The sequence below is a fragment of the Novosphingobium sp. GV079 genome (assembly GCF_003058045.1).
Lineage (GTDB): Bacteria > Pseudomonadota > Alphaproteobacteria > Sphingomonadales > Sphingomonadaceae > Novosphingobium > Novosphingobium capsulatum.
The window spans coordinates 1-23153 of sequence record NZ_QBUE01000020.1; the positions used below are offsets into that span (position 1 = coordinate 1).

Here is a 23153-nt window from a genome sequence, read left to right on the forward strand (position 1 = left end):
CAAGACTTCGCTGCACGGATCTGCAACGCCGCTGTTCCCCAAAAAGCGGCGATCTCGAAACACTTCCCAAGGGTCTCGACCTTCAACCAGCCAGATCAGTTCTGGAATGGCATCGATCGCGTGCGCGCGCAGGTCCGCCAGAAACGCGCGCCACTCAGGATTGCCACGATATTCCTCGATCGGCACATCTTCGGGCACGCGATAGTCGGGGAAGTCCTCCGCCTTTACTGTCCAGTTGAGGCGGCGACCTGTCACCATCGCTGCGCCTTCGATCAGAAACCGGTAGGCATCGGCATCTTCGTAAAGTGTGTCGGTGAATACGAGGCCAAACTCGGCAATGGGATGCCGACGCCGGTCGATCATGGCCGCACGAAAGCTGCCCTGCCCGGCGCTGAACATGGTATATCGGCGCGTCATGCTGCTTGCGCCTCCTGGCGCGGAAAGGCGGCGCGAACGTCGAGCAGGTTGCTCCATTGTTCAGCCAGGGCATCGGCCATGCCGGGGAAGGTCTGGCTGCGGGCGCGGGCGCGATCGGCGGCGTGCTTGCCCCATCCGCTTTGACGGTGGACGCGGCTCCAAGCCTTGTGCTCGTCCGTGCCGGGGCGCGGCGGGGTCAGGCGATTGGTGGGCAGGACCTGGGGGAGGTTGATCAGCTCGAGGCCCGTGGACTTGAAGAACGGATCTCCAAACCACCAGGGTTGCACGAACTGGACGTGGCGCCGGCCGGTGAGCCGGATGGCATGGCGGTGCATGATGGGGTTCTCCAGCGCGCGGCGCAGGATGTTTCCGCGCTCGCGGCATGCGCGATAGAAGGCAGCGGCCGCTTCGAGATCAGCCCAGCCCTGCGGATCGTGGCCATTGACGCGCCGTCCGCCGATGTAGAGCCAGCGCACGCCGCTGTTGCACAGGCGGGTGCATGGCGGATGCAGCACGGCCAGCAGATCCCAGCCATCATCGAGATGGTCGAGCAGGTTTCCGCGAATATGGCGATTGCTGCCATCGTCGGCCGGTTCAAGGTCACAGGACCAAGCATCAATGCCACGGGCGACGAAGGCACGGCGCAGGACGCCGGAGCGTTCACAGCCGATCAGGACGCGGGGCGCACTCATGCTGCCTTCATCTTGATCATGGTCGTAGGAACGTTGGTCCCGGCGTCGGCAAAGCTGGCCACGGGCAAGTCCCGCCATTCGCCTTGCAATTCGCCGTGGTCGTAGCGCGCGGTCGCTGGCAGGATCGCCACCAGCGTGCCATGCGGTTTCAGGAAGCGCAGAGCGTGGTTCACGTGCTTGACGTAGTGCCGGCCATAGAAGGGCGGGTTCATCACCACTGCGTCGAACTCCGGCGCCGGCGGCTGCTCCAGGAAGTTGGCGCAGACCACGGCATGGCCCCTGCCCCGCGCCTCGCTCGCCCGGCCGGGATGATATTCGATGCCCAGCGCCTGGTGCCCGCGGGCGCGGATGCCGTCGAGAATGCGCCCGTCGCCGCACGACGGCTCCAGCACGGTCCAGACTGGCGCCGCGCCGCGATAGTGCTGCGGGTCGGGAACGTCGGCAAAATCGAGCGCGGCCTCGACCACCTTGGGCGATGACCAATAGAACTGCAGATCCTTCGACACCGCCGTGCTGGCGCTGGGCTTGACGCCCTCGGGCTCGGCATCAGGCAGAACCTCGCCGTAGAACTCGGCCAGGCCGCGATTTACCGCCAGAAGCGCGCCGGCGTCGAAATAGACGTGAGCGTTGCCGTTTGCGAACTTGCGGATGGTCAGCCCGCGATCAGGCGCGGTGAACTGTTCGGGATCTCCCCTGCCGATGTTGTGGCGCACCAGCGTGCGGCCATTCATCACCGCGTCGTGCCCGGCCTTGTGCTGCACTTCAATGTCGAGCACTTCCAGCCAGTCGAGCGGTTCCTGCCCGCGCACAGCGGCCAACGCGTTGACCATGTCCTTGAACCGGTCCCGACCGTAGCTGCTGTGAAAGCTGTTCCAGCTCCCCAGGATCACGCGCTTGGGCAGGCCCTTCTTCCCGATGCGGACCTTGCTGTGCGATTTATAGGCGGGGTCGAGCGAGCAGAAGACTTCGGCCAGGCCGCGCAGGATGTGGAAGCGTGGGCGGATCAGGAAATCGCCAAACGTGGCCTTGGCGTTTTCGACCGTCAGCGGTGGCGGGTTGGCCATGTCCTTCTCGAACCGGCGCTTGTCGTCAGCGCTGGCCAAGTGGTCGATCATCAGGCGCCGATAGACCGCGCGCCAGCCTGACAGCAGCAGGTTCCGGCGCAGAGTATCAGCGTAGACACCATCACGCGGTGCAACCCGCTCGACGTAGACGCCCTGCACCGTGGCGGCAGCGTCCAACGCGGTGACCGCTTCCTTGAACTGGTCCACGACGAGATCGGCTGCGGCGATCTTCCGCTCGTATTCCGCGACCAGGTCGGCGACGGTGATGGGGAGAGCGATGGCGTTCATGCCCCCTCCTCCGGCCCAATCTCCGCCAGCACCTGCACGACCTGGAACGTGTCGTCCGGCTGCAAGCGATGCAGGCGCGTCGCTTCGGCGCAGGCGTCGGCCAGCGTGGGATGGCGACGGCGCGGCAGCTTCGCGCGGAACTCCAGCGAGCGATTGGGGCGCCGCCAGACATAGAAGCCGGCGGCGGTCATGCCTCGGCGCCCTCCCCGCGCTTGCGCTCGATCAGCGCCACGACATCGCCGATGGTCACCGACTTGTCCGGGCCGTCCATGCCAAGGGCGGCGGTTTCGTCGTCGGTGATCTCGATCGAGAAGACGTCCTCAATCTCCATGCTCAGTTCGACCATGTCGAGGCTGTCGAGCGACAGGTCTTTGGCCAGCGTCACGGTGCGCGGGTCGGAAAAGCGGCTCAGGTCTTCGCCGGTGAAGTCGGCGATGATGGTGGCCACGCGGGTTGTGGTGTCGGTCATGGTCAGGCCTCGCCTTCGTCTTCGAGTTCCGGGGCGTGGCCATAGACGCGCTCATAAAGCTCGTTGGTCGCGCTCCCGATCTCAAAGGGCTTGGCAACAACGGCGCCCATTTGGCCTTCGCCAGCGAAATTCCAGCCCTCATCAAAGGTCGCGAGGTCGAACGTCAGAGTCGGGAATTTCTCGACCAGCTTGGCGAAAACAGGCTCAGGGAAAGACCATGCCGTCTCGAAAGAGAATGCAAACGGCTCGCCGTTGTCGGTGACGCTGACCCGATAGGAACCCCACTTGGTGCCCCAGTTCTGGATTGCCCAAGGGTACCAGGAGACAAAGCCGGTTTCGGCCACGGCGCGAAGCCGCAGCAGTCCCTGTTCGCGGTATTCCGGGTGGGCCGCCAGATAGGCCCTCGCGACCTCGCCCATGTGATGGCAGCCGGTTTCCTGGCGCATCTTGGCAACCCATTGGTCCGGGATATTGATTTCGGCGCCGCCAAAGAAATTCTTCTGGTCTTGCGCCTCCGCCATGATCAGAGCGGCCCCGAATTCAGCGATGGTGCTTTCCTGAGCGGCCTTCAAGATCGCCGGCATGGGAATGATCTTGTTGAAGTCGAACTGCTCGGCATCGCCATCCGGAAAGAGCATTTCCCGAAACAGTTGAACGTCGCTGGCAGGCCCCGATACGGCGCAGGTGGTGGTGACATGGTTCGGCATCGGTCAGGCCCCCTTCACACGGCGGCGCGCGGCATCGATGCGCCCTTGCAGGTCGGCGGCCACGTCGTCAGGCAGGCCGGCGGCGTTCTTCACGAACAGATCGTCCACGCTCTTGACCGCGGCAAGCGTCGTGGCAGCGTCCAGGCTCGCCTTCATGCCTTCGACCAGGTTCCACCACGCGGGCTGTTCGCTGTCGCTGTTGGCCTCGCCCATGTCTTCGTCGGCCCGGCCTTCCTGGTCGTGGGCTGGGGGGATGGCGTCGGCGTCCAGCGCGCGGGCCGTTTCTTCGTCCACCTCGGTCATGCCGCGCGAATCCCGAGCGAGCAGTTCGCCTGTCTCAGGATCAAACGGCACGCCATTGCTGGTGCCGGAATGATCTTCCAGTTGGGCGCCCAATTGCTCATTGCTCGGCAGCGCGACGGGGGCATCTGGCGTCACAGAATCGAGCAGGGCCGCGGCCCTGCTTGCCGCCTCCATTTCGCTCGCTTCGACATCGACGATGATGTCGCCCGACATTGGCAGTGTCTTGCTGTGCCGACGCATGACCGTCTTGCGGGCCATTTCGCCAAACCAGTCCACCCATGGGCCCTTCGGGTCGCGCGGCTTGCCATACCGATCGATGGTGGAGCCGGTCATGCTGACGTTGCGGACGCGGTCGATTTCACCGCGCCGCATGACTTCGACCGCGACGGTACCGTCCTTCATCTTGGCAATGGAATAGGCGGCGACGATCTTGTCGTCGGTCAGTTCGTCGCCGGGCAGGTCCAGCATCGGCCTGTGGCGGATCGGTGGCTCCATCCCGATTTCATAGATGAAGGCGCCCGCCTCCATTTCGGCCCGATAGACCAGGCCCGTCTGCAAGCTGACGACCTCGCCCGACTGCACGATCTTCTTCCGCAGGCCATAGACCATCGGCATATACTGGACGATCTTGTGATCGTGCCACTTGCCTTGCGCGTCCTTCTTGCGGTTGTTGAAAATGACCAGCGCGGCCTCTCGGCCATCAGGCAGCAAGCCATCCTGCGCCGCCTTCATGGCCGCCACGATCAGCGATTGACGATCGGCGTTGAGCAGATCGGGGTTGTTGGTGGCGGCGGTCACGATCGTGCGCTGCAGCTTTTCCGGCGAAATGTGGGACGGCAGAGCCTTGCGAAACTCGTTCGCGCGCTCCTCAAGCTGCTGGGTCAGCTTCGTGACGGGATGAAGTTGGCGTTGCGCCGCAACGGTGGCGGGGGCGTTCATCGATAAGGCTCCTGTCAGTAAGGAAGGTCGGATGCGGAAATGTCGGCGGCGCCATCGGCCGGCGCAGCCTCGCCCTCGTCTTCGGCGAGGCCCAGAACCGGCTTGCAGGTGAACGGCGGCGCCTCGTCGGACACGGCCACGACCTCCACGCGCTTCCAGCTATCGCTGCGCGCATCAGCCACCTTCACCATGTCGCCGGGCTTCAAAGGGGCGCCGTCGTGGACATAGGTATAGGTGCGGGTGTCAGTCGGCCGGAAACGGCAGGACACGTATTGGGGCATGATAATCTCCTGAAATGCGAGAGGGTGGGTCAGCGGGCCACAGCCTGCTGGGTCGGCCAGATGCGGCAGCCGGGGATTTCGCGCGAACCGGCGCGGACCTGGCGCGCGACGGCGGCCTCGATCGCTTCCTTGACCTTCGGATCGGTCTTCACCGCCTTGAAGGCCTTGGCGTAATCCTCGACCGCGCTGCTCCAGACCGTCTTCGTCGACACCGTGGCACCGTCATCGCTGCGGATCGGTTCAGCCTTTGTGACCGGCGCCGGTGCCAATGCAGCGGCGGCCATGGCGCTCTCGGCAGCCTGGCGCGCAACCTCGGCGGCCTGCTCAGCGGCCTCGCGCTCGGCGGCGCTGGTCGCTTCGCGTGCGGCGCGCGCGGCGGCGGCCTCTGCGGCGAGGCGCTCGCGCTCGGCGCGCATGGCGGCTTCGGCGGCGGCCCGCTGTTCGGCGGCAATCCGCTGGCGCTCGGCTTCCTGCTCAGCCGCCTTCTTCGCGGCATATTCGTTAAGCTGGCCCTGCACCTTGTTGCGCGCCGTCATCAGCTTGGCGGCAAGATCGTTCTTCTCGGCATCGACCACGCGGCCGCCGGTCAAATAGGGAGCCTTGGCCGTCTTGTGGGCGACGTCGACGTGATCGAGCGCGGCACGGACCAACTTGATATAGCTGCCACCACGGGCATAGCTGTCATCGTCGACCACGTTGGCGCGATCGGCGCCGGCAATGATGTCCTCGACCTTCTGCTCGAAATCCGGCCGGTTGGCGAGCAGGGCCTCGCGGAAAGCGGCGCGCGCCTCGTCTTCGACCGGTGGCTTGTTGTGGCCCAGCCCGCCGATTGCGGGCGTGGACGGTTCCGGCCAGGGAGTAACATCGTCGAAAACAGGCTTCGGTTGTGCAATCGGCATTGCTGCCTCCTTAGAAAGGGAGTGGGGTGGACCTCGAAAGGGGGTCGATGCGGCGCCCGCGCTCGGCCCAGGCGCTGTCGGGGGCATGTTCGCGCGCCCAGGCCTGGCGGGCGCAGTAGCGGCGGTAATCAGCCTCGGTGATCGGATCGCCGGCACAGGTCGGCCAGACATGGTCCAGTTCGATCGGCTCGCCGTTGGCCTGAGCCTGCCAGCGCCAGGACCGATCCATTTCCTCACCGGTCACCGGGTCCAGCGGAGCGCCGTACCAGATGCGGATGCCGACATAGACGGCGTCGCGGCGCGGCTTGTGGCGGTAGAACCCCTCGACTGGCTGGCGCACATCCAAGCCGGCCGACACGCCGGGCGTGCCAGTTCCGGGGGTGCCATAGGAAAGTGGGGCGCGGCTCACTTCCCCTCCCCGCCCGTCTCAGCGCCGGCCTCGACAGCGCTGGAAGTGGACGGGCACGCCCCGGCAAGGGGAACCGGCGAGGCAGCGCGTGGGGACAGGATGCGGGCGATCCAGCCCTGGCGGCGCGGTGCATGATGCGCGGCGCACCATTCAGCCATGCTGGGAACGTCGCGCAAAGGCGGGTGAGCCGTCCCAGGCCGGCTATTGCAGCGTGCGGCGAGGATCGGCGTGTGGACGCGGTCAGCCATAGATGAAGGCCTCCAAGGTCAGGATGAAGAAGGGCATCATCAGCAAGCCGGCTAGGCCAACGGCGGCGCGAGGCAGGGCGTGGGCGGCGGGGATGCCGGCTATGCGCGGCGCGGCGGCAGCTACGGCCAGCAGCGTCAGGGCGGTGGCAATGATCACCACGAAGGCGACGGGGTGGTGGTGAGTCATGCCAGCGCCTTTGCGGTGCGCTTGCAGACGGCCAGCGCGACCTTTTCAGCCACGCTCAGGTGGCCCGCTTCCAGGTTGCAGGCGGCATGGGCGCAAACGAGGTTGCTGATGTGGTTCGGGCCGCCGTGGGCAATCGGAACCAGATGCTCGAGCGTCACATCGTCCGCGAGCGGGAGCCCGCAGAAAAAGCAGTCACCGCCGTCGCGTTCGAGAATGCGAAGCACGGCAGAGCGGCGTTGCGCCTGCCCGGCCCGGTTCACCACAACCACGGGCGCCAATGAGCCTTTCTTGGCCTTGATGTGATCTTGGGCCATCTCGGCTTCCGGGGTCCAAGTCTGCTTGCCACGGGCGTTCCGGTAAATGACGCCGACGCCATAAAGGGTGCGAAAGCGGGCGACCTCATAGGGGTTTGTCGGCGCCAGGCGTTCGCCGCCGGCAGCGACAACAGCGGTCAGAAGCTTTTCGATGGTCTGGTTAGGGGTTGGCTTGCTCACAGCACGATCTCCCGCGCAGGTGCGCCAACGGCATCGGCGCCAGGCGTCCACTGCCAGGCCTCGACCGGCTCGTAATTCTCCACAGCCAGTTCAGCGATCAGGTCGGCGCGCAGCTGCGGCACCTTCACCGAATGGGAAAAGCCGGGCTTGCGCACCCACATGTCCTTGCCCTGCTTGATCTGGTAGATGCGCAGCACCTGCTTGCCACCCGCGCATTCCAGCACCGCGAACTGGTCCTTGTGGGCGCAGGACTGTTGCGCCTCGGCCACAACGTTGGTGAGCGTGCTAGCTTCGGGCCGCAGCGGGTAATGGACGCCGTTGTGCAGCTTCCAGGCGCGATAGGCGGCGGTCATGGGGACGGGGCGCATCACGCAGCCTCCCGCCCAGCAGCCAGCGCGCGGCGGTATTCCGCGCGCGCGGCTTCCATGTATTCGGCGCCGCGCTTGTCCCACGAGCGGGCAATCTCACGGCCAACGACCGGCGAGTGACGCAGGAAGCGGTTCGGGATGCGCTCGATCAGGTAGGCGCCGTAAAGGTCCGACAGCGTCAGTTCGCGCATGGTCGGGGTCAGCGCGGCCAGTTCAGCGGCCTGCGCTTCGGTCAGGCGAAACGGAGCAAGTTCGACCGGGGCGAAGATCGCGCGGGTCGTGGCGTTGTCCGGGTAGCCTGCGGGAATTTCGAGGGTGGTGCCAAGGGGCATCTGCCGTCTCCAACTTGGGCCGGGGTGGCCGGCTGTTGGAGACTTAATGGGGGACATTTCCCCCGTCGTCAACAATTATGTGTGAAATTTCCCCCATTCGTGCTAAATTATTTTTGCACGAAAAAGGCGCCGCGTGGGCGCCTGGTGGAGGTGGTATGGATGGGTTGATCGCGCGCAGCTGCTGTTGCTCTAGCCCCGATTGCAGAGCGAACGGATGCGTTATCTCAAGGAATGCCGACAATCACCATAGTGTCTTGACCGCCCATTTTGACGTCGGTCACCTCATGGGTGATCTTGAGGCTGACAGAATCCCCGGAATGAATGCGGAAGTCTGCGGGGCCAAAGCGCGCGTTAATTTCATCAGTCGTCCATCCCAACAAATTCCTGAAAGGCTCAGCGAACACGCTGGTATTTGGCGTGCGCTGCCCGATTAGAGGGCCTTCGACATAGGTGCCTTGATGGGTCGTGAACACACAATCCATCGTACAGGTCCGCCGTTGCCCGGCCAAAAATATTGTTGCAGCAATGGACCCGCAAAAACTCATTGCATGCGTGTGAACCGATATAGGCAGCATTTGGATGAAGTGAAACAGGCCCATGCCAGCAGTTATGTCGCCGCCATCTGAGCAAATACACAATGTGACCTCGGCTTCACCCTCCTTAAACGCCATGTTTAGTAGGGTTGCTGCATTTCTCGCACCTGCGGGTGTGACAGCGCCGTGATAGTATAGGTATCTCATTTCGAAGTGGTCCCGTGCTTAGCTGGCGCCACCTCGAGCAGTCCGTTCATGGCATCGGTGAACACGCCGCCGATAACTGTGGTCGGCTCATAGCCAACAGCCTCTCCAGTGCTGACATGGATAATTTTGCAGGGATCGGAACAGGTCGCGGTCATTACCGTAGCGCCGCCATCGGTCACGCCCGCCACCTTGAAATCGCCATCGGCGGCCTTGCCTAGGTAGCGGAAGCCTACCGCATGCCCGACGCCGCGCCCATCCTTCTGGTCGTTCTCCGATACCTGCGAGAGGTAGTAATAGATGCCGTTGCGGCGCTCGACGAAGTTAGGCTCTGGCGCGGCGCTGGTCTCGGCCGCCGCCTCCGTAGTCGCTGCCGCTGATGTAGATCCGCCGGGCGCGGGTGCCGCTGCCTCGCCGCCGCACCCAGCCAAAGCGAGCGCCAGGCCCGCTGCGATATGCCCCTTCATGTTGCCCCCTTCGCTTGGCCTGCCCATCAGCCAGATTAGGTTCCTACGTAAATTTCCCAGATTGAAGCGGATCGAAAGATTTTTCCTATCGCGCACTTTTCACGCCGTGGTAGAACGGAGTGAGAACAAAGGACGGCAGATGGAACGAATCAAGCTGTGGAGCCCAGAATGCGACGGCGGTTGCCGCCCTTGCTTTTTAGACTGCGCCATGACCCGCCTGACCATCAGTTCATTATCTCGCGAAATCGAGATGTTGCGGCGCGAGCAGCCACCGCGACAGCACCCTCGTTGGCCGAACTGGTGGGATCACCTCCAAGAAGCGACAGCCCATATGCAAGCGCTTCGGCTAAGGCTTTTCGAGATTGCTCCGTCAGCCGACCAGATGGAGGCGCCAAGGGGATCAGCGCGTCAAGAAGTGGCGCCAGGGCTTCGGCACTAAGCGGGGGTGTGGCTTTAGACGAGCCTGCCGCCATCATTTCTTCGAATGACACGCCGAGACCCTCTGAAATTTTGTAGAGCGTCCCGATGCCTGGGTTCGTTGTCCGGCCGAGGACATCGCGAACGGCGGATTCACTGAGGCCGGCAGCAGATGATAGCGCACGGCGGCTCATGTCCTTGGTTGTCATAACATCCACGATAAACTGCCTGATTGCTGCAATTTTTTCCTCGTCATCCATGGGGGCAATATCCCACGGCCACGGCATTTCGGGGAACTCACGAAATTTCCCCCGATAGGCGCATTGACTGGGGGAGATTTCCCCCATATGCTGCAAACCCATGATGGCACTCCTTCAAGAAATCGAGGCGTTCTGCGCCAAGCATGGGTTCTCGGACTGGCAGTTCGGGGAGATGGCCCTGAGGGACAAGCATTTTGTCCGCCAACTTCGTGATGGCCGCGATTTACGGATGAGCACGGTCGAGCGCGTTCGCCAGAAGATGGCGGAGCACGAAGCTGGCCAGAAGAGCGCCGCATGAGCGTCCGCACCCCAGCCAAGGCCCTCCCCGATGCCTGAGGCCCCGGCCCCGATCATCAGCTCAATTGATTGCCTCGGCGCCTTTGCCGTGTCGCGATCGGACCTTGAACATGGCGAACAGGGCGCGCGTTTCGGTGTCGAGCTTGCCGTGATGCCGAAGGCACCATTGCAGCATTTCGTCGGGGTCCACATGGACCTTTTCGATGCTGCCAGGGTCGATGCCTTGTGCTGCCAGGATGCCGAGGGCTTGCTGCACGAACTCGATGTACGTGGGCGGGTAATCTTCCGGCCCGCAGACCTCGAAAAATCGCGGATAGTCTTCTGGCCTGGGCCAAACCACGGCGATGATTTCATCCATGGCAAAATTCTCCTGCTCGGTCTCGACAACCGCAGGATGACCGAAAGGGCCGGGGCGCGCAATCCCGGCCCCGGAGGGCGCTGAGCCATGCCTGAGCGCACCCGCCACCACACCCAGCCCCACGCCGCGATCCGCGCGACGCCGCTGCGTGATGGCGGCCTGCACGTCGCCGTGACCAACGGCGGCACAACGACATCCATCATCCTCACAGCCGAGACGCGCGCCGCGCTTTTCGCCAGCGCCCCGGCCCTGCCCGGAGACGCCCGGCCATGACCATGATCGAGATCGCATTGGCGGCCTGGCTGGCCATTTCGTTTGTCGCCGGGTGCCTGATCGGCTGCGCCATCAAGCGCGCCAGCGAAAGGGGCTGAGCCATGGCCGAGCCCCTGCACATCTGCCCCAGCTGCGGCTGCAATCTGCGCGCAGATCCCGAAATCGAGGCAGGCCCCTGGCGCCTGACGCCCGACAGCGCCTTCCTCGATGGTGCACCCTTCCAGCTCACCGCCCAGCAGAACGCCACGCTCTACGCTGTGGCCGCTGGTCGCGGGAAATGGCTGTCCCCTTGGGTCATCCTTGACCGAGTCAGCGACAGCGATGAGCCCAACGTTGTCGCCGTCGTTCTCAGCCGGGTGCGCAAGCGCCTGGGCGCGCGGATGCCGGTCGAGAGCAACCGTGGCCGCGGCTACCGCTGGCGCCTCCCCGAACAAGACAACCACAGCCCGGCGGGTCGCACCACCGGCGCCGGGGCGGCTGGCGCCATCCACGCCGCTGCCCCGGCCATTCATCCTGATCTCTGATTTCTCCATTTTGGAGGCATTCGCACATGCAACATAGCAATTCAGTGGAAAAAGAGCCCCTTATTTCCCACGAACAAGCCGTGAACGCGTTCAAGAAGGGCATGAGCCTGTTCGTTGGACGCGGGCGCAGCATGAGCGTCCTGCAGTTGGCCAAGGCCTCGCGCGTCCATCACCGCACGATCGAAGCGTTTCGGGGCTATCCGGTTGGCCATACCGACTATCGCCCGCTGGATTGGGGGCAAATGCTGTCGATTGCCTCAGTCCTCGGCGCGGACTTCACCAACGAATGGCTCCCGCTCACAGGCCAGGGCGCCTTCGACTTGCCCGACGATGAACCAAGCCCTGGCACGCTTGCCAGCGAGGTAGCGGAGGATGCTGCAACGGTAGTGCGCGGCATCAATGGCGGCGGCGTGGTCGACCTGCCGGCCGTGGGTGCACGCATGGTGCGCCATGGGCATGTAATCACCGCTATGGGCGCGAGGGCGGCATGAGTACGCGGCCGCATTGCAAGGCGCCAGGCGCCTGCCCGGCAAGCCGCCCGGATCGGCATTGCCGTTCCTGCGCCATGAGCGCGTTGTCTCGCACGATGTGGGCCAGTCCCGAATTCCGGGCGAGAAAGCGTGCCAGTGCGCGGATTGAGCAACTGCGCACGCCCGAAGCCCAGGCGAAGCGCGTCGCCGGCATTCGCGCTGCCCGCGCCGTGTGGCCGGATTGCCCGCCGGATCTGGCTAGCGATTATGCCAACCTGCGCCGCTATTTCACGGCCGTTGATGCGCGCGCCATGCTTGATCCCGTCTTTGCGGCAGGGAGGATGGCATGAACTTCAACCGCGACGCCACCGCCAACCGCATGGCCGTGCTGAACCTGATGATCGAAGCAGCCGATGCCGGCGCGCCACCGCCCGAATATCGGACGATCGCTGACAAGCTGGGCATAAGCATACCCTACGCCAACAAGATCGTGCTGTGGCTCGTAGAAAACGATGTGCTGCGCCGGCCGGACAAAGGGCTGTTCCAGTTCGAGATCGTGGGCACCGGCAAGGTGACCGCGCCCGGCAAGAGGATCGGCGTCGCCGGCGACGGGCTGCGCGACCGTGAGCGTGAACTGATCGACTACCTGCGTGGGTTCATCGGTCGTCCGATCCCGAAGAATCCGGAATTGGCGCAGGCGATCCGAGGACTGCACCCGGCATCGATCAGTTCGGTGCTTTGCTCGTTGGAAGCGGCGGGCAAGATCATGATCCGCCGCGATGGCATTTTTCGTGTGCTGGTCAGCATTCAGCGCCAGCCAGAGGCCCCCCAAGACGCCCTGCGCGATGATACCCTGCGCCATGTCGACAACCGGGTCTGCGGCTACTGCGGCACCCGTGCCGCGGTGCACGACCAGTTCGGCTGCCGCCGGAGCATAGCGGCATGACGCGCGCGGACATCGAACGGCGCGCTGGCGGGGTGGCGACATCCGCCATCCGTTTGCCCGAGCCTGGCGTGCAGCCACGCGCAATCATCACCTTGATCAGCCAGGCACTCGGCATGAGCACTGACACTTTGCTCGGGCCGCGTCGCGATCGTCATATCGTGGGCGCCCGCAAGTGCGCTTGCGCGGTGCTGCGCGGCAAAGGCCTCACCCTTTCTGGCATCGGGCGTCGTCTTGGCATCGATCATTCCAGCGTCAGTTGGCATGTCAGCACCTTTGACGCCTTCTGCGCCGATTGGCCCGAGTTGCGGATGATCGCCGATGCGTTGCTGCCCGCCCGGCCGATCGCTGCTGCAGCAGCAGCGCTGGCCGCCCAACAGGCGCAGATAACCGCGGTGATCATTGCCCGGCACAATGCGCGGCGCGATCGGAACGAGGCGAAAAAGCTGGCTGAAAAGCGGGCACGCCTGCTGCGCCGCATCGCCCTTGCACCGCTCAACAGCGCCCAAGACATCGCTGATGCCGCGCTCAAGCTGGAGATGCTGCCATGAGGATTCCGTTCTCGCGCCGTCGCACAGTCGCCCCCGTGGCCCCGCTGACACCGGAAGAGGCCTCTCGCGCCTTGCTGGTGCCGCGTAGCGCCTTGCGTGCCGCGCACAAGGCCCACGTCCGCGCCGTGGCACGGCAGCTTTGCGCCAAGGCTGGGCAGCCTGTTCCGGCGGCTTTGCAGGAAAAGGCCTGATCATGGAACGCGGCCCCCTCACCTATGCCGAACGCCTGGTGTTCGAAGCGATTTGTGCGGCGGCCGAGGCCGGGCAGACCTGCCCGTCGAACAACACCATTCTGGATATGACCGGCTACAATGCCGCAGCAATGGCGCCGCTGATGGTGGCCAAGCTGGAAGAGCGCGGCCTGATCCGGGTCGATCGTCGCCAGCGCTGCCGCATCGTCGAAGTCGTGGCGACAGGCAAGCGCACCGCCGTTCCTGCTGGCCACAGCAACGAAAACCCCCACGTCCCCAAGCGCGGCCAAGCTGCGCCAGCCCACCTTCCAGGGAGGATTTGATCATGGCATTCGAAGACATCGAGGCGGTCAATCCCGCCAAGGCCGCGCCCGCTGCTGTGCCGCCGCATGGGGTAGCAGTCTCCGCCCGCAAGCTCGGCACCCGTAACGGCGTCACGGCACGCTACATCAAGATCCTGATCGGTCCGAAGCTGGCCGAAGCCATTTCGCTGGTGAAGGATGAGTGCAACCTCCGCCTGGCCTTCGGCACGGGTGACGATGCCGGATTGATCCAGGTCGTGATCGACAACGCCAAGGGGCCATTTCTTGCCAAGCGGCAGAAGACGGGCGCCTATGCGCTGACCATCAATGCGGCAACGGCGGACGGCCTGTTCTCGCTCGATTTCCCCCGGTTCGACTGTGAACGCCTGGAGGCGCTGCGTCCCAGCGTCGGCCAGCCCCCGCATTTCGTGTTCTGCGCCAGCGAACAGATGCTGGCGGTCGACTGATCATGTCGCACGGCAGCCAGCAGCTTCGAACCTTTCGCCGGGCGCGCCGCGACGGCGCCAGCATCAATGACGCCGCGGCACTCGCTGGCATCTCGATCGGCGAAGCGCGCCTGCATGCTGCTGAGGACGACCGCAATCCACCGCCGCCGGAGGCTTACGAACCGCTGCTGGCAACGCCCCGTTCAACCACCGAAGAGGAGGCCACCATGGCCCGCCAGAAGAAGACCGAAGTAAAGTCGGAGCAGCAGGAAAGCGGCGGGGTATATAACCGCCCCAATGCCGCCGAAGCGATCCGCATCTACCGCGCCGAGATCGCGCCGCGAAAGGCGTTCATCTCGGAAAAGCAGGGCGACCTCAGCGATCCCTATTCGCGGATCAAGGACGACTGCAATTTTCCGCGAAAGATACTGGACCTGCTGTTTCATCTCGAAGCGATGGAGGACGCCAAGCGCGACCACTTCCTGACCGCGCTGCATCTCGGCCTGACCGAGATGAATTTCAGCCGGCCGCTCGATCTGGTGACCATGGCCGAAGGTGCCGAGCCGGGTCAGCCCGTGGTGCCCGCCGGCGCCAAGGGCCGCAGCAAGATGGCGACGATTCCCAGCGATGGCATCGACGCCGATCTGGCCACGGCCGCTGGCGCCGAACCGCGCACCCTCAGCCTGCAATGATGATGTCGGTGGGGCGGCCCTGATCGGTCGCCCCACGGCAAGGGAGAATGCCTTGACCATCCTCGCTCTCGACCTTTCTAAGCGCGGCACCGGCTGGGCGGTGTGGATCGAAGGCACCGACGCGCCCCGGTATGGTTCCTGGGTTCTCGGCTCCGAATTCACGACACGCGGCCAGACCTATGCCAAGCTGCACGCAAACCTGCTGGACCTGCGCGCGCTCTGCCGCTTCGAGCATCTCTATTTCGAGGAGCCGATTTCTCCGGCGCAACTGAGCGGCCACACCAACATCGACACCCTGCGCGTGCTGAGCGGCTTGGCCGCCCATGCCGAGAGCTTTGCCCATGCCATGGGCCTGCGCACCGCCCAGGCGATCAATGTCAGTTCCTGGCGCGGCGACTTCATCGGGCGGATCGCCGCGTCCGATGCCCGGAAGCGCGCCAAGGCGGCAAATCGCAGCGCCAGCGATTCCCTCAAGGCCCTGACGATCGAACGCTGCCGGCACCTCGGCTTCAAACCGCGCACCAACGATGAAGCGGATGCGCTGGGCCTGCTCGATTACGCCTGCGGCCTTCGCGGTCTGACGCCGCCCTGGCGCCAGAACGAGGTGCTGCGCCCGATGCTCACCGGGAGTGTGCGGCGATGATTGAAGGGGACGACACCCCCGGCGCCCGCTGCTGCCCTGACGTCGACCGGATCCATGGTTTGCGCACGGTCGATGGCGAAGCCGTGTTCGATGTCCACGAGCACAAAGGCTTGCTGCGCGGGTTCATCGCCCTGCCCGATCGCTCTCGCCTGATGCACTGGTTGCGCAACGGCCGGCTGACCCGTGCCCGGGAAACCGGTTGCGACCTGCGGAGAACGGCACGGTGAGGTGCGCGGCGCGCCGTGGCTCGAGCCTCGCTGCGGAACAGGCGTTCGCCGCGCATGCCGCGATGGTGCGAGCCGAGGCGCGAGAGCCTGATCTCAAGGACAATCCCTGTTGGACGCTGCTGCGGCGGGAAGCCTTTTCCCGCTTCGACCGCGCGTTCGGAGACACCAATTCGTGAGCGACACCGACTCATCTGTTCTGATCAATCCCGAAGCGGAGGCGGCGCTACTCGGCGCGATCCTGCTCGACCGGCGGGCGCTTGAACGAGCCGCGGACTTCATGCGCGCCGAAGATTTCGGCGTCCCGATCCTGGGACGCATGTTCGCAGCCATTGTGCACGAGGCATCGCTGGGTCGCACCTTGTCGGCGGTCATGATGCTCTCTCATTTCAAGCAGGATCCCGACCTGGACACCCTGGGCGGACCTGGCTTTCTGGCCCGGCTAACGTCTGACCCGACATCGATGATGATCGACCCGGCCGACACGGCAAAGCAGCTGCTCGACTTGGCACAGCGTCGGCGCATGCGTGACGGGTTGCTGGCCGCCATCGAGGCCTGCACCGACCTCAGCCACCCCACCGCTGAAATCGCCGCCATGGCTGATGCGGCGGTGACCGCGCGCGAGGATGTCGCCATAACCGAAGCCGATGCTGCCGATTGCGTCGCCAGCTTCATGGCCGATCTTGACCGCGATGTTGGTGGTGCGCGCTCCGTCATCATTCCGGGCGCCGACGAGCTCTTGGGCGAATTGGAACCCGGCAGCCTGACCATCGTCGCTGGCCGTCCTGGAATGGGCAAGACCGGCTTCGCTGGCAGCTATGCCCGTGGCGCCGCCTCCCATGGCCAAGGTGTGCTTTTCGTCAGCCTGGAAATGTCCAAGGAGCAGCTGACCGGGCGCATGCTTGCCGACATGCTGTTCGACAACGAAGATCGCCGCGTGCCCTACGGCGTGATTCAGCGCCGGCAGCTCAACCGCTGGGAGCGGGAGCGCGTCAACGAGGCCGCGCTGATGCTAGGCCGTCTCCCCCTTACCATTGCCGACCCCGGCACCCTGACCGTTGGCCGCCTCGATATGCTGGTGCGCCGTCACAAGCGCCGCCTCGCCGCCGCCGGTCAAGGCCTCGATCTGGTCGTTGTCGACTATCTCCAGCTGCTTCACCCCGACACGCGCGGTCGCAGCGCCTATGAGGCGACGTCCGAGGTGAGCAAGCGGCTCAAGGGCCTGGCCAAGGAACATGGCGTCGCCGTCATGGCCTTGGCCCAGTTGTCTCGCACCGTGGAGCAGCGCCAGGACAAGCGCCCCCAGCTGTCTGACTTGCGCGATAGCGGCCAGATCGAGCAGGACGCCGACGCCGTGATGTTCCTGCTGCGCGAGGAATATTACCTCAACCAGGCCGAGCCGCAGAACGACCCCGATGCGCACCAGCGCTGGGAAGACAAGCTGCAGCGCTGTCGTGGGGTCATCGAGTTCATTCTCGCCAAGCGCCGCAACGGCACCACCGGAACGACGCGCGGCCGCTTCTTCGCTCCCTATCAGGCCGTGAGGTGATCATGGCCAAGCACTATCAAGAAAGGCCACTGCCATGAGCCGCATCCGCTCCGTCCACCCCGGGCTTTGGACAGACGAGGAATTCGTCTGCCTCTCGGCCATGGCGCGCCTGTTGTTCATCGGCATCTGGAACGAATGCGATGATGGCGGCTGTTTCGAATGGCGCCCGCTTCGCCTCAAGATGCGGATCCTACCTGCCGACAGCGTCGACATGGACGCCTTGTTGGCCGAGTTGGTGGAGAACCGGTGCATCCTGAAGTACGATTCTGATGGCGCCAGTTACGGAGCGGTTCGGAACTTCTGCCGGTTTCAACGCCCCAAGAAGCCCACTTTGTTCTGCCCTCAGACCGATGAGGTTCGGAACTGGTGCGGAAACGACACCCCTTCAAAGCCTGACAGTTCCGAACCAGTGGGGAACCAGTTCCGAACCGGTGGGGAAAAGTCTCCGCAGAAGGGAGGAAGGGAGGAAGGGAGGAAGGGAAATACGTTTCCTGACGGAAACGCCGCGAACGCGAAAATTTCGGACAAACCGCCCGAACCGCCAGCGCCGGCCCAGCCCAGCGCCGATCCCGACAAGCAATTCTGGGACGAAGCCAAGGCCTACCTGGGCAAGTCCAAGGCCGGAATGATCGGGAAATGGGTGAAGGATCACGGCCGCGAAGCCGTGGCGTCCGCGCTCGCCAATGCCCGAAAGGCCGAGGCTGTGGACCCAGTGCCGTACATCGAGCGGGTACTGCGAAACCGCAACGCTGCGGAAGATGCCCAGCGCCATGCCGAAGCCGAAGCCGATCGGCTGTTCGACCAGCGCTACCCGCCGCGTTCACTCAGCGATAGCGAAGCCAAGGCCATCATGGGTCCGGACGAGTTCGAGCGCTGGAAGGCGCGAAAGCAGGCGGCATGACGTGGGAAGCCCGTGTCGAAAACCGTCCATTGAAATCTACACTGTTCAATTCGGGAGACACCGCACCATGATTGCGACGACGACGAGGGCAAAACCCGATCCCAGGGCCAAGCGCCGCGACGAGACGCATGCCCAGTGGCAGGCCCGGATCGACGCCATGGCGCCGTTCGAGCGGGAGACCGGTGAACCGGTATTGACGCCCGAAGCGCTGGCCCAGGGCGACTGGGAGCCAGCATTCATCCCCGACCAAGGCGGCCGCCTGACCAAGACCATGCGGCGCAAGTCGGTGTCGTCCATGGCCCGGCTGCACGACAACGGCCAGATCACCGGCGATCAGTGGGCGGCCTCGCAGGAGATCGCGCTGATCGCCGAGATGATCGAGCGGTCGGTTTCGGTGCGCGGTGCCAGCCTGGAGGCTCGAGTGGATGGTTCCGGATCGGGCCGCGACGTGCTGGTCGAGCGGCTGCACTTGGTGCGCATGGAGCAGGCCTACACGCAATGGCGGCAGCACCTGCCGATGCCGCGCCGCATGGTGATCGACATGGTGCTGGGCGACCGTGAACTGTTCGCCACGGCGCGAGTCTACCGCGTGGGTTGGCCCCGTGCCCGGCGACTGCTGCTGGGCGCGCTGGACCGCTGGTGCGACATCCGGGAGCGGGTCTGGCGCGATGTCGACGAGCGGGATGTGCTGGCCCGGTATGCGCGGCTTGGGGTGGGGGAGTTGGTTTGATGGGCCGTCTGGTCAAAGCAGGCCTCGACCTGTTCCGCTGGTGGCTGGTGTTCGTGCTGATCCGGGCCTTGGTGCGCGTGATGCCGCCAGACCGCGACGGCAACACTATCCTCGCCGGGCTGCTGCATGGTTTGCGGGCGGCGAACGGCAGGCGAGGCCGTTGATATGGCAAATTTCGCCCGCAGAGCCACCCTACAGCGCGAAAGCGGGTATCAGCCCTATGGTGGTGAGGTCGGGGGACAGGTTCACGGCTCTGTGGGCCTTTTGAGGGCATTTCTGATTTTGATAGGAGTGAGCAGCCATGAGCATGGTTGAGACGGTTGTCCTGCATGGGCCGCCGACAACACGCGCCGGAAGGCGTAAGCACAAGGAGACTGACCATGCCAACAAACCTGCGCGCGCACGCTGAGGCTGTGCTGAGAGCGGCATTCCCCAACATGAACCCGGCTATCATTGCGGTTGCCGCGAAACAGCCCGCCATCCTCACCGCCCTTGCCGCGCTCCATGACGAGGCTGTGCGGGCGGCGTTGGAGGCGGCTGCGGTCCATGCCATCTGCGCCTTTGACGACCGCAGCCGGTCGCGTCCTGACAACATCGACTGGAACGATGGCCACCGTGACGGGACGCGCGATGCCGCCGCTAAGGTGCGCGCCATCGACCCCGCCAGCCTGCGGGAGGGTGTGTGATGGGGGCGATAATCTCACCATGCGGCGCATATCGCTATCGCCTTGAGAGGCGGACTGGTGGCGACCAGATCACAGCCGTGATCATGGTCAACCCATCGACAGCGGATGCCGAAAAAGACGATGCCACAATCCGCAAACTTCTGGGCTTCGGACAGCGGAACGGATGGGGTCGGGTGATTGTCGGCAATCTGTTCGCTTACCGGGCAACGGATGTTCGGGAACTGGCGCGCACCGATGATCCTGTCGGCCCGGAAAATGACGCACACCTTCGATGGATGATCGGGCAGGCGAAGAAAGTCATTTGCGCATGGAGTCCGGTATCAAAGCAGCCGCAGATATGGCGTGGGCTCCGCTGGCGAGCAATCACGAACATCGCCCAACCACTTGGCATTCCGCTCTACAGCATAGGGCAACCTGCGCAATGCGGGCACCCCAAGCACCCGCTGATGCTGCCGTATGATAGCCCGATTGTCCCATGGAGTGCCCCATGACCCCCACCGACGCCGATTACGAAGCCGCGATCCGGGCGGCAACCGGTGCCGCCAACAAGGCTCGCGTGCGGTTCATCCGTGAGTGCATTGGAGGCACTGATCAATCTGAATTGGCCCGCTCAATCCACGCCCACGCCTGCACGCTGGCGAAGGTGCGCGAGGCGGACGCCGAAATCCAAGAGCAAGCCCGCCTGCTGGGCAAGAGCGCCGAACGCGAACTGGCGCTGCGGGGTGAGGTGGAGCGGCTGCGGGAGGCAGTGCAGCACATCCAAAACGCGCCGATGGTTGTCGATGGAGGCAGCATCCAGTGGTGCCGAGTTGTTGCGCAAAAGGCTTTGGAGAACCGGACATGACCGACCTTGAACGCCTGGCCGCGCGGTGGAGAAACCCGCCGATCAACGCCCCTTGCGCGTGAGTGGCAACTAGCGTAACTTCCCATCATTCAGAACTGCGCCCCGAGGCCCTACCCGGCCTGCGGGGCGCTTCTCGTTTCAGGGCCTTAGACGCCCTGGCCCGGCCCGAGAGGCCCAGCACCCAAGCGGAAAGGAGGCGATCTTTGCATCTCCCACGACGCGGGCGGCTGGCGCCACCGGCCTGCCCCGCGCCGTGCGGTATCGGGGCCTGAGCTTCGAGGAAAACGCCATGGGCTACAGCGAGCGCGCCCGCGAAATCGAAATGCGTGCCGAGTTTGTGCGCCAACTGCTCGCGTCGCCTGATCTGAACGGGACGGAAGCGGCTTTGGCTGCTGGCTACGGCGGCCCAGCCAAGAACCCGCGCAGCGCCGCCCGTGCAGCGACCAGGTTGCTCAAGCGGGAGGATGTGCGCGCCGAGATCGAAAAGGCCCAGGCCGAGCGTGCCGCCAGGACCGAGATCACCGCAGACAAGGTGCTGTTGCGGCTTTGGGCAATCGCCACCGCCGATCCGAACGACCTGGTGCAATACCGCCGTAACGCCTGCCGCTACTGCCATGGTGTCGGGCATGCCTACCAGTGGATCGATGAGGCGGAATGGGGCCACGCCTGTGACACGGCGGAAAAGCGCCACAGTGTGAAACCCGACAACGCCGGTGGCTACGGCTACAGCTTGCATGTCGAGCCCGCCCCGGACTGCCCACGCTGCAGCGGTGAAGGAATCGGCCAAGCCCATTTCGCTGACACCCGGCGCATCAAGGGCCCGGCGCGTATGCTTTTTGCAGGGGTAAAGGAAGGGCGTGACGGCCTTGAATTCAAACTGCACGACCAGATGGTGGCCATCGACAAGGTCATGCGGCATTTGGGCATGTTCAAGGATCGGGTCGAACTGACTGGTAAGGATGGCGGCCCGGTCGAACTCGAGACCAAGGGCGGGGTATCCGGGCTGCTGGCTGCCGCGCGACAGGCCGGCGCCGATGTTGACCGAGATTGATCTCGACGGTTACCAGCAACTGCGGGGAATCTGGCGCCGGGATATCCTGCTCTACGCCAAGCAACGGCTCGGACTGAACCCGACGACGCAGCAGGCGGACCTGCTCAAGGCGATTGAACCGGAGGGCGCGAAGGTGTCGGCCCGTGCCGGCCACGGCGTCGGTAAATCAGGCTCGGTATCTGCCGCGGTTTGGTGGATGCTGGAATGCTTCGACTTTCCCAAGATCCCGTGCACCGCGCCCAGCGCCAGCCAGCTGCGCGACGTGCTTTGGTCGGAACTCGGGAAGTGGGCGCGGAAATCGGACGCGATGAGCCGGTCGCAGGGCCTTCCCCAGGAACTGTGGTTGTCGAACCTGTTCACGGTCAATCAGGACCGCATCGCCGACAAAGGCAGCCCAGACCAATGGTTCGCGGTGGCCCGTACCGCCCGCAAGGAGAACCCGGATGCGCTGCAAGGCTTCCACGCCAGCGGCGTCAGGATCAGCGAAGACGGTACCAGCGTAGAGGAGGTGGCGACCGAAGAAGGCTCGATCATGTTCGTGGTCGAGGAAGCCAGCGGCGTCGATGACAAGATTTTCGAAGTGGCAGAAGGCGCGCTGTCATCCCATGGCGCCCGACTGCTCATGGTCGGAAACCCGACCCGCAACACCGGCTATTTCGCCCGATCACACAAACAGGACCGGGCGGATTTCACCGCGCTGCACTTCCGTTGCAACGACAGCCCCCTGGTCGATCCCAGCTACCGCGAGCGCCTAGTCCGCAAGTTCGGCGAAGGGTCGAACGTGGTCCGGGTTCGCGCCGACGGCGAGTTCCCGAAGCAAGACGACGACACGCTGATCAGCATCGACGATGTCGAGGCAGCGATCAGCCGGGATGCGCCCTCTACCGGCGGCGACCGGCGGCTTGGTGTTGACGTGGCCCGGTTCGGCGATGACCGGACGGTCTTCATTCTGCGCGCCGGCAACGTGGTCGAGAAGTGCAAGGTCGTGGCGAAGCAGGATACGATGGCCACGGCCGGCATGGCAAAAGCCCTGCGCCAGGAATGGGCAGCCGACGAAATCTACGTCGATGCCAATGGTGTCGGCGCAGGCGTCGTCGACCGGCTAGTCGAGGAAGGCGAGCCGGTGGTCGGCGTCATGGTGTCGGAATCAGCGCCGGAACGCACCCAGTGGTCCAAGATCGATGGGCAGCCATTCAAACTGCGCGATCACCTCTGGATGGAGGTTGCGGAGTGGGTGCGCACGGAAGAGCCGAGTTTCGGGCAACTCGACAAGGAGGTCGCGGATGACTTGGCAGGGGAACTAGCTTCCCCGCGCTACCGCATTGATAGCTCGGGCCGCATCGTGGTCGAGAGCAAGGCCGACATGAAAAAGCGGGGCCTGCGGTCCCCGGACATTGCCGACGCCTTGGGCCTGACGTTCGCGCCCAAGGATTTCGACCTCAACACCTACCTCAAGGCCTACGGATGAGCCGACGATCACAGCGCCGCGCCCGTGGCCGC

General features: G+C 64.5%; 40 protein-coding genes. 22 read left to right on the forward strand and 18 right to left on the reverse strand.

Annotated features, from left to right (window positions below; genetic code table 11):
• From C8K14_RS19255 to C8K14_RS19335, 17 genes are all read right to left on the reverse strand, one after another.
• The coding region (locus tag C8K14_RS19255) for a hypothetical protein (RefSeq protein ID WP_199226588.1) at positions 1-417 on the reverse strand (417 nt) is incomplete at its 3' end.
• Complete coding sequence (locus tag C8K14_RS19260) at positions 414-1109, reverse strand: hypothetical protein (RefSeq protein WP_107718444.1); 696 nt, start codon at positions 1107-1109, stop codon at positions 414-416. The genes C8K14_RS19260 and C8K14_RS19255, both read right to left, overlap by 4 nt.
• Entirely contained in the window at positions 1106-2461 is a 1356-nt protein-coding gene (locus tag C8K14_RS19265; protein ID WP_107718446.1) for a class I SAM-dependent methyltransferase, read from the reverse strand. The genes C8K14_RS19260 and C8K14_RS19265 overlap by 4 nt, the downstream gene beginning before the upstream one ends.
• On the reverse strand, positions 2458-2652 hold the full coding sequence (locus C8K14_RS19270) for a hypothetical protein (protein WP_107718448.1): 195 nt from the start codon (positions 2650-2652) through the stop codon (positions 2458-2460). Before C8K14_RS19270 ends, C8K14_RS19265 begins: the two co-directional genes overlap by 4 nt.
• Entirely contained in the window at positions 2649-2930 is a 282-nt protein-coding gene (locus tag C8K14_RS19275; protein WP_107718450.1) for an acyl carrier protein, read from the reverse strand. The genes C8K14_RS19270 and C8K14_RS19275 overlap by 4 nt, the downstream gene beginning before the upstream one ends.
• Positions 2931-2932: 2 nt before the next feature.
• Positions 2933-3637, reverse strand: a complete 705-nt coding sequence (locus C8K14_RS19280) for a hypothetical protein (RefSeq protein WP_107718452.1) — start codon at positions 3635-3637, stop codon at positions 2933-2935.
• 3 nt (positions 3638-3640) lie between these two features.
• Positions 3641-4879 (reverse strand): recombinase RecT, encoded by a 1239-nt coding sequence (locus C8K14_RS19285; RefSeq protein WP_107718454.1) that lies wholly within the window; start codon positions 4877-4879, stop codon positions 3641-3643.
• Between the two features lie 14 nt (positions 4880-4893).
• The gene (locus tag C8K14_RS19290; protein WP_107718456.1) at positions 4894-5160 is read right to left on the reverse strand and encodes a hypothetical protein; all 267 of its coding nucleotides are present in this window, start codon (positions 5158-5160) and stop codon (positions 4894-4896) included.
• A 29-nt stretch (positions 5161-5189) separates the two neighbouring features.
• A complete protein-coding gene (locus C8K14_RS19295; protein ID WP_107718458.1) occupies positions 5190-6059 on the reverse strand; it encodes a hypothetical protein in 870 nt (289 codons plus the stop codon).
• A 10-nt stretch (positions 6060-6069) separates the two neighbouring features.
• Positions 6070-6468, reverse strand: coding sequence for a hypothetical protein (locus tag C8K14_RS19300; protein WP_133726882.1), 399 nt, complete (start codon positions 6466-6468; stop codon positions 6070-6072).
• A gap of 240 nt (positions 6469-6708) precedes the next feature.
• A complete protein-coding gene (locus C8K14_RS19305; protein ID WP_107718462.1) occupies positions 6709-6903 on the reverse strand; it encodes a hypothetical protein in 195 nt (64 codons plus the stop codon).
• Positions 6900-7397, reverse strand: a complete 498-nt coding sequence (locus C8K14_RS19310) for an HNH endonuclease (protein WP_233251155.1) — start codon at positions 7395-7397, stop codon at positions 6900-6902. Before C8K14_RS19310 ends, C8K14_RS19305 begins: the two co-directional genes overlap by 4 nt.
• Positions 7394-7765 (reverse strand): hypothetical protein, encoded by a 372-nt coding sequence (locus C8K14_RS19315; RefSeq protein ID WP_107718464.1) that lies wholly within the window; start codon positions 7763-7765, stop codon positions 7394-7396. The genes C8K14_RS19310 and C8K14_RS19315 overlap by 4 nt, the downstream gene beginning before the upstream one ends.
• Complete coding sequence (locus tag C8K14_RS19320; protein ID WP_107718466.1) at positions 7765-8097, reverse strand: hypothetical protein; 333 nt, start codon at positions 8095-8097, stop codon at positions 7765-7767. Before C8K14_RS19320 ends, C8K14_RS19315 begins: the two co-directional genes overlap by 1 nt.
• Before the next feature lie 224 nt (positions 8098-8321).
• The gene (locus tag C8K14_RS19325; protein WP_107718468.1) at positions 8322-8837 is read right to left on the reverse strand and encodes an ATP-dependent Clp protease proteolytic subunit; all 516 of its coding nucleotides are present in this window, start codon (positions 8835-8837) and stop codon (positions 8322-8324) included.
• On the reverse strand, positions 8834-9301 hold the full coding sequence (locus C8K14_RS19330; RefSeq protein WP_133726883.1) for a hypothetical protein: 468 nt from the start codon (positions 9299-9301) through the stop codon (positions 8834-8836). The genes C8K14_RS19325 and C8K14_RS19330 overlap by 4 nt, the downstream gene beginning before the upstream one ends.
• 224 nt (positions 9302-9525) lie before the next feature.
• Entirely contained in the window at positions 9526-10080 is a 555-nt protein-coding gene (locus tag C8K14_RS19335) for a helix-turn-helix domain-containing protein (RefSeq protein ID WP_107718472.1), read from the reverse strand.
• On the opposite strand from C8K14_RS19335, the gene C8K14_RS19340 reads away from it, so the two are divergent.
• Positions 10079-10276, forward strand: a complete 198-nt coding sequence (locus tag C8K14_RS19340; RefSeq protein WP_107718474.1) for a hypothetical protein — start codon at positions 10079-10081, stop codon at positions 10274-10276. The two genes, C8K14_RS19335 and C8K14_RS19340, sit on opposite strands and share 2 nt — an antisense overlap.
• Before the next feature lie 60 nt (positions 10277-10336).
• Here the strand turns inward: C8K14_RS19340 and C8K14_RS19345 are convergent, their stop codons facing one another.
• The gene (locus tag C8K14_RS19345) at positions 10337-10633 is read right to left on the reverse strand and encodes a hypothetical protein (RefSeq protein ID WP_107718477.1); all 297 of its coding nucleotides are present in this window, start codon (positions 10631-10633) and stop codon (positions 10337-10339) included.
• A gap of 87 nt (positions 10634-10720) precedes the next feature.
• Here C8K14_RS19345 and C8K14_RS19350 point away from each other — a divergent pair, with 87 nt between their 5' ends.
• The 21 genes from C8K14_RS19350 to C8K14_RS19440 all read left to right on the forward strand — a co-directional run bounded on the left by C8K14_RS19350 (position 10721) and on the right by C8K14_RS19440 (position 23121).
• A complete protein-coding gene (locus C8K14_RS19350) occupies positions 10721-10906 on the forward strand; it encodes a hypothetical protein (RefSeq protein WP_107718479.1) in 186 nt (61 codons plus the stop codon).
• 101 nt (positions 10907-11007) lie between these two features.
• Positions 11008-11430: a winged helix-turn-helix domain-containing protein gene (locus C8K14_RS19355; RefSeq protein WP_107718481.1), complete on the forward strand. Its 423-nt coding sequence runs from the start codon at positions 11008-11010 to the stop codon at positions 11428-11430.
• A gap of 26 nt (positions 11431-11456) precedes the next feature.
• Positions 11457-11921 (forward strand): hypothetical protein, encoded by a 465-nt coding sequence (locus C8K14_RS19360; protein WP_107718483.1) that lies wholly within the window; start codon positions 11457-11459, stop codon positions 11919-11921.
• Positions 11922-11995: 74 nt separating this feature from the next.
• A complete protein-coding gene (locus tag C8K14_RS19365) occupies positions 11996-12250 on the forward strand; it encodes a hypothetical protein (RefSeq protein ID WP_133726884.1) in 255 nt (84 codons plus the stop codon).
• A complete protein-coding gene (locus tag C8K14_RS19370) occupies positions 12247-12846 on the forward strand; it encodes a hypothetical protein (RefSeq protein WP_107718487.1) in 600 nt (199 codons plus the stop codon). The genes C8K14_RS19365 and C8K14_RS19370 overlap by 4 nt, the downstream gene beginning before the upstream one ends.
• Positions 12843-13394 carry a helix-turn-helix domain-containing protein gene (locus C8K14_RS19375; protein WP_107718489.1) on the forward strand — a complete coding sequence of 184 codons (552 nt, stop codon included), beginning with the start codon at positions 12843-12845 and terminating at the stop codon, positions 13392-13394. Before C8K14_RS19370 ends, C8K14_RS19375 begins: the two co-directional genes overlap by 4 nt.
• The gene (locus C8K14_RS22485; protein ID WP_108350174.1) at positions 13391-13585 is read left to right on the forward strand and encodes a hypothetical protein; all 195 of its coding nucleotides are present in this window, start codon (positions 13391-13393) and stop codon (positions 13583-13585) included. Before C8K14_RS19375 ends, C8K14_RS22485 begins: the two co-directional genes overlap by 4 nt.
• 2 nt (positions 13586-13587) lie before the next feature.
• On the forward strand, positions 13588-13908 hold the full coding sequence (locus tag C8K14_RS19380) for a hypothetical protein (RefSeq protein WP_107718491.1): 321 nt from the start codon (positions 13588-13590) through the stop codon (positions 13906-13908).
• Between the two features lie 2 nt (positions 13909-13910).
• Positions 13911-14354, forward strand: coding sequence for a hypothetical protein (locus tag C8K14_RS19385; RefSeq protein WP_107718493.1), 444 nt, complete (start codon positions 13911-13913; stop codon positions 14352-14354).
• A 2-nt stretch (positions 14355-14356) separates the two neighbouring features.
• Positions 14357-15025 (forward strand): hypothetical protein, encoded by a 669-nt coding sequence (locus C8K14_RS19390; protein WP_107718495.1) that lies wholly within the window; start codon positions 14357-14359, stop codon positions 15023-15025.
• A gap of 52 nt (positions 15026-15077) precedes the next feature.
• Positions 15078-15668 (forward strand): hypothetical protein, encoded by a 591-nt coding sequence (locus C8K14_RS19395; protein WP_107718496.1) that lies wholly within the window; start codon positions 15078-15080, stop codon positions 15666-15668.
• On the forward strand, positions 15665-15895 hold the full coding sequence (locus tag C8K14_RS19400; RefSeq protein WP_107718498.1) for a hypothetical protein: 231 nt from the start codon (positions 15665-15667) through the stop codon (positions 15893-15895). The genes C8K14_RS19395 and C8K14_RS19400 overlap by 4 nt, the downstream gene beginning before the upstream one ends.
• A 172-nt stretch (positions 15896-16067) precedes the next feature.
• The gene (locus tag C8K14_RS19405) at positions 16068-17441 is read left to right on the forward strand and encodes a DnaB-like helicase C-terminal domain-containing protein (protein WP_133726885.1); all 1374 of its coding nucleotides are present in this window, start codon (positions 16068-16070) and stop codon (positions 17439-17441) included.
• Between the two features lie 34 nt (positions 17442-17475).
• Complete coding sequence (locus C8K14_RS19410; RefSeq protein ID WP_107718502.1) at positions 17476-18342, forward strand: hypothetical protein; 867 nt, start codon at positions 17476-17478, stop codon at positions 18340-18342.
• A 67-nt stretch (positions 18343-18409) separates the two neighbouring features.
• A complete protein-coding gene (locus tag C8K14_RS19415; RefSeq protein WP_107718504.1) occupies positions 18410-19072 on the forward strand; it encodes a hypothetical protein in 663 nt (220 codons plus the stop codon).
• A complete protein-coding gene (locus C8K14_RS22725; RefSeq protein ID WP_158271974.1) occupies positions 19072-19236 on the forward strand; it encodes a hypothetical protein in 165 nt (54 codons plus the stop codon). Before C8K14_RS19415 ends, C8K14_RS22725 begins: the two co-directional genes overlap by 1 nt.
• 216 nt (positions 19237-19452) lie before the next feature.
• The gene (locus C8K14_RS19420) at positions 19453-19758 is read left to right on the forward strand and encodes a hypothetical protein (RefSeq protein ID WP_133726886.1); all 306 of its coding nucleotides are present in this window, start codon (positions 19453-19455) and stop codon (positions 19756-19758) included.
• The gene (locus tag C8K14_RS19425; RefSeq protein ID WP_107718508.1) at positions 19758-20249 is read left to right on the forward strand and encodes a DUF1643 domain-containing protein; all 492 of its coding nucleotides are present in this window, start codon (positions 19758-19760) and stop codon (positions 20247-20249) included. The genes C8K14_RS19420 and C8K14_RS19425 overlap by 1 nt, the downstream gene beginning before the upstream one ends.
• A complete protein-coding gene (locus C8K14_RS19430; protein WP_133726887.1) occupies positions 20246-20602 on the forward strand; it encodes a hypothetical protein in 357 nt (118 codons plus the stop codon). Before C8K14_RS19425 ends, C8K14_RS19430 begins: the two co-directional genes overlap by 4 nt.
• A gap of 289 nt (positions 20603-20891) precedes the next feature.
• The gene (locus C8K14_RS19435) at positions 20892-21653 is read left to right on the forward strand and encodes a terminase small subunit (protein ID WP_133726888.1); all 762 of its coding nucleotides are present in this window, start codon (positions 20892-20894) and stop codon (positions 21651-21653) included.
• Complete coding sequence (locus tag C8K14_RS19440) at positions 21637-23121, forward strand: hypothetical protein (protein WP_166643375.1); 1485 nt, start codon at positions 21637-21639, stop codon at positions 23119-23121. The genes C8K14_RS19435 and C8K14_RS19440 overlap by 17 nt, the downstream gene beginning before the upstream one ends.
• Positions 23122-23153 lie beyond the last annotated feature (32 nt).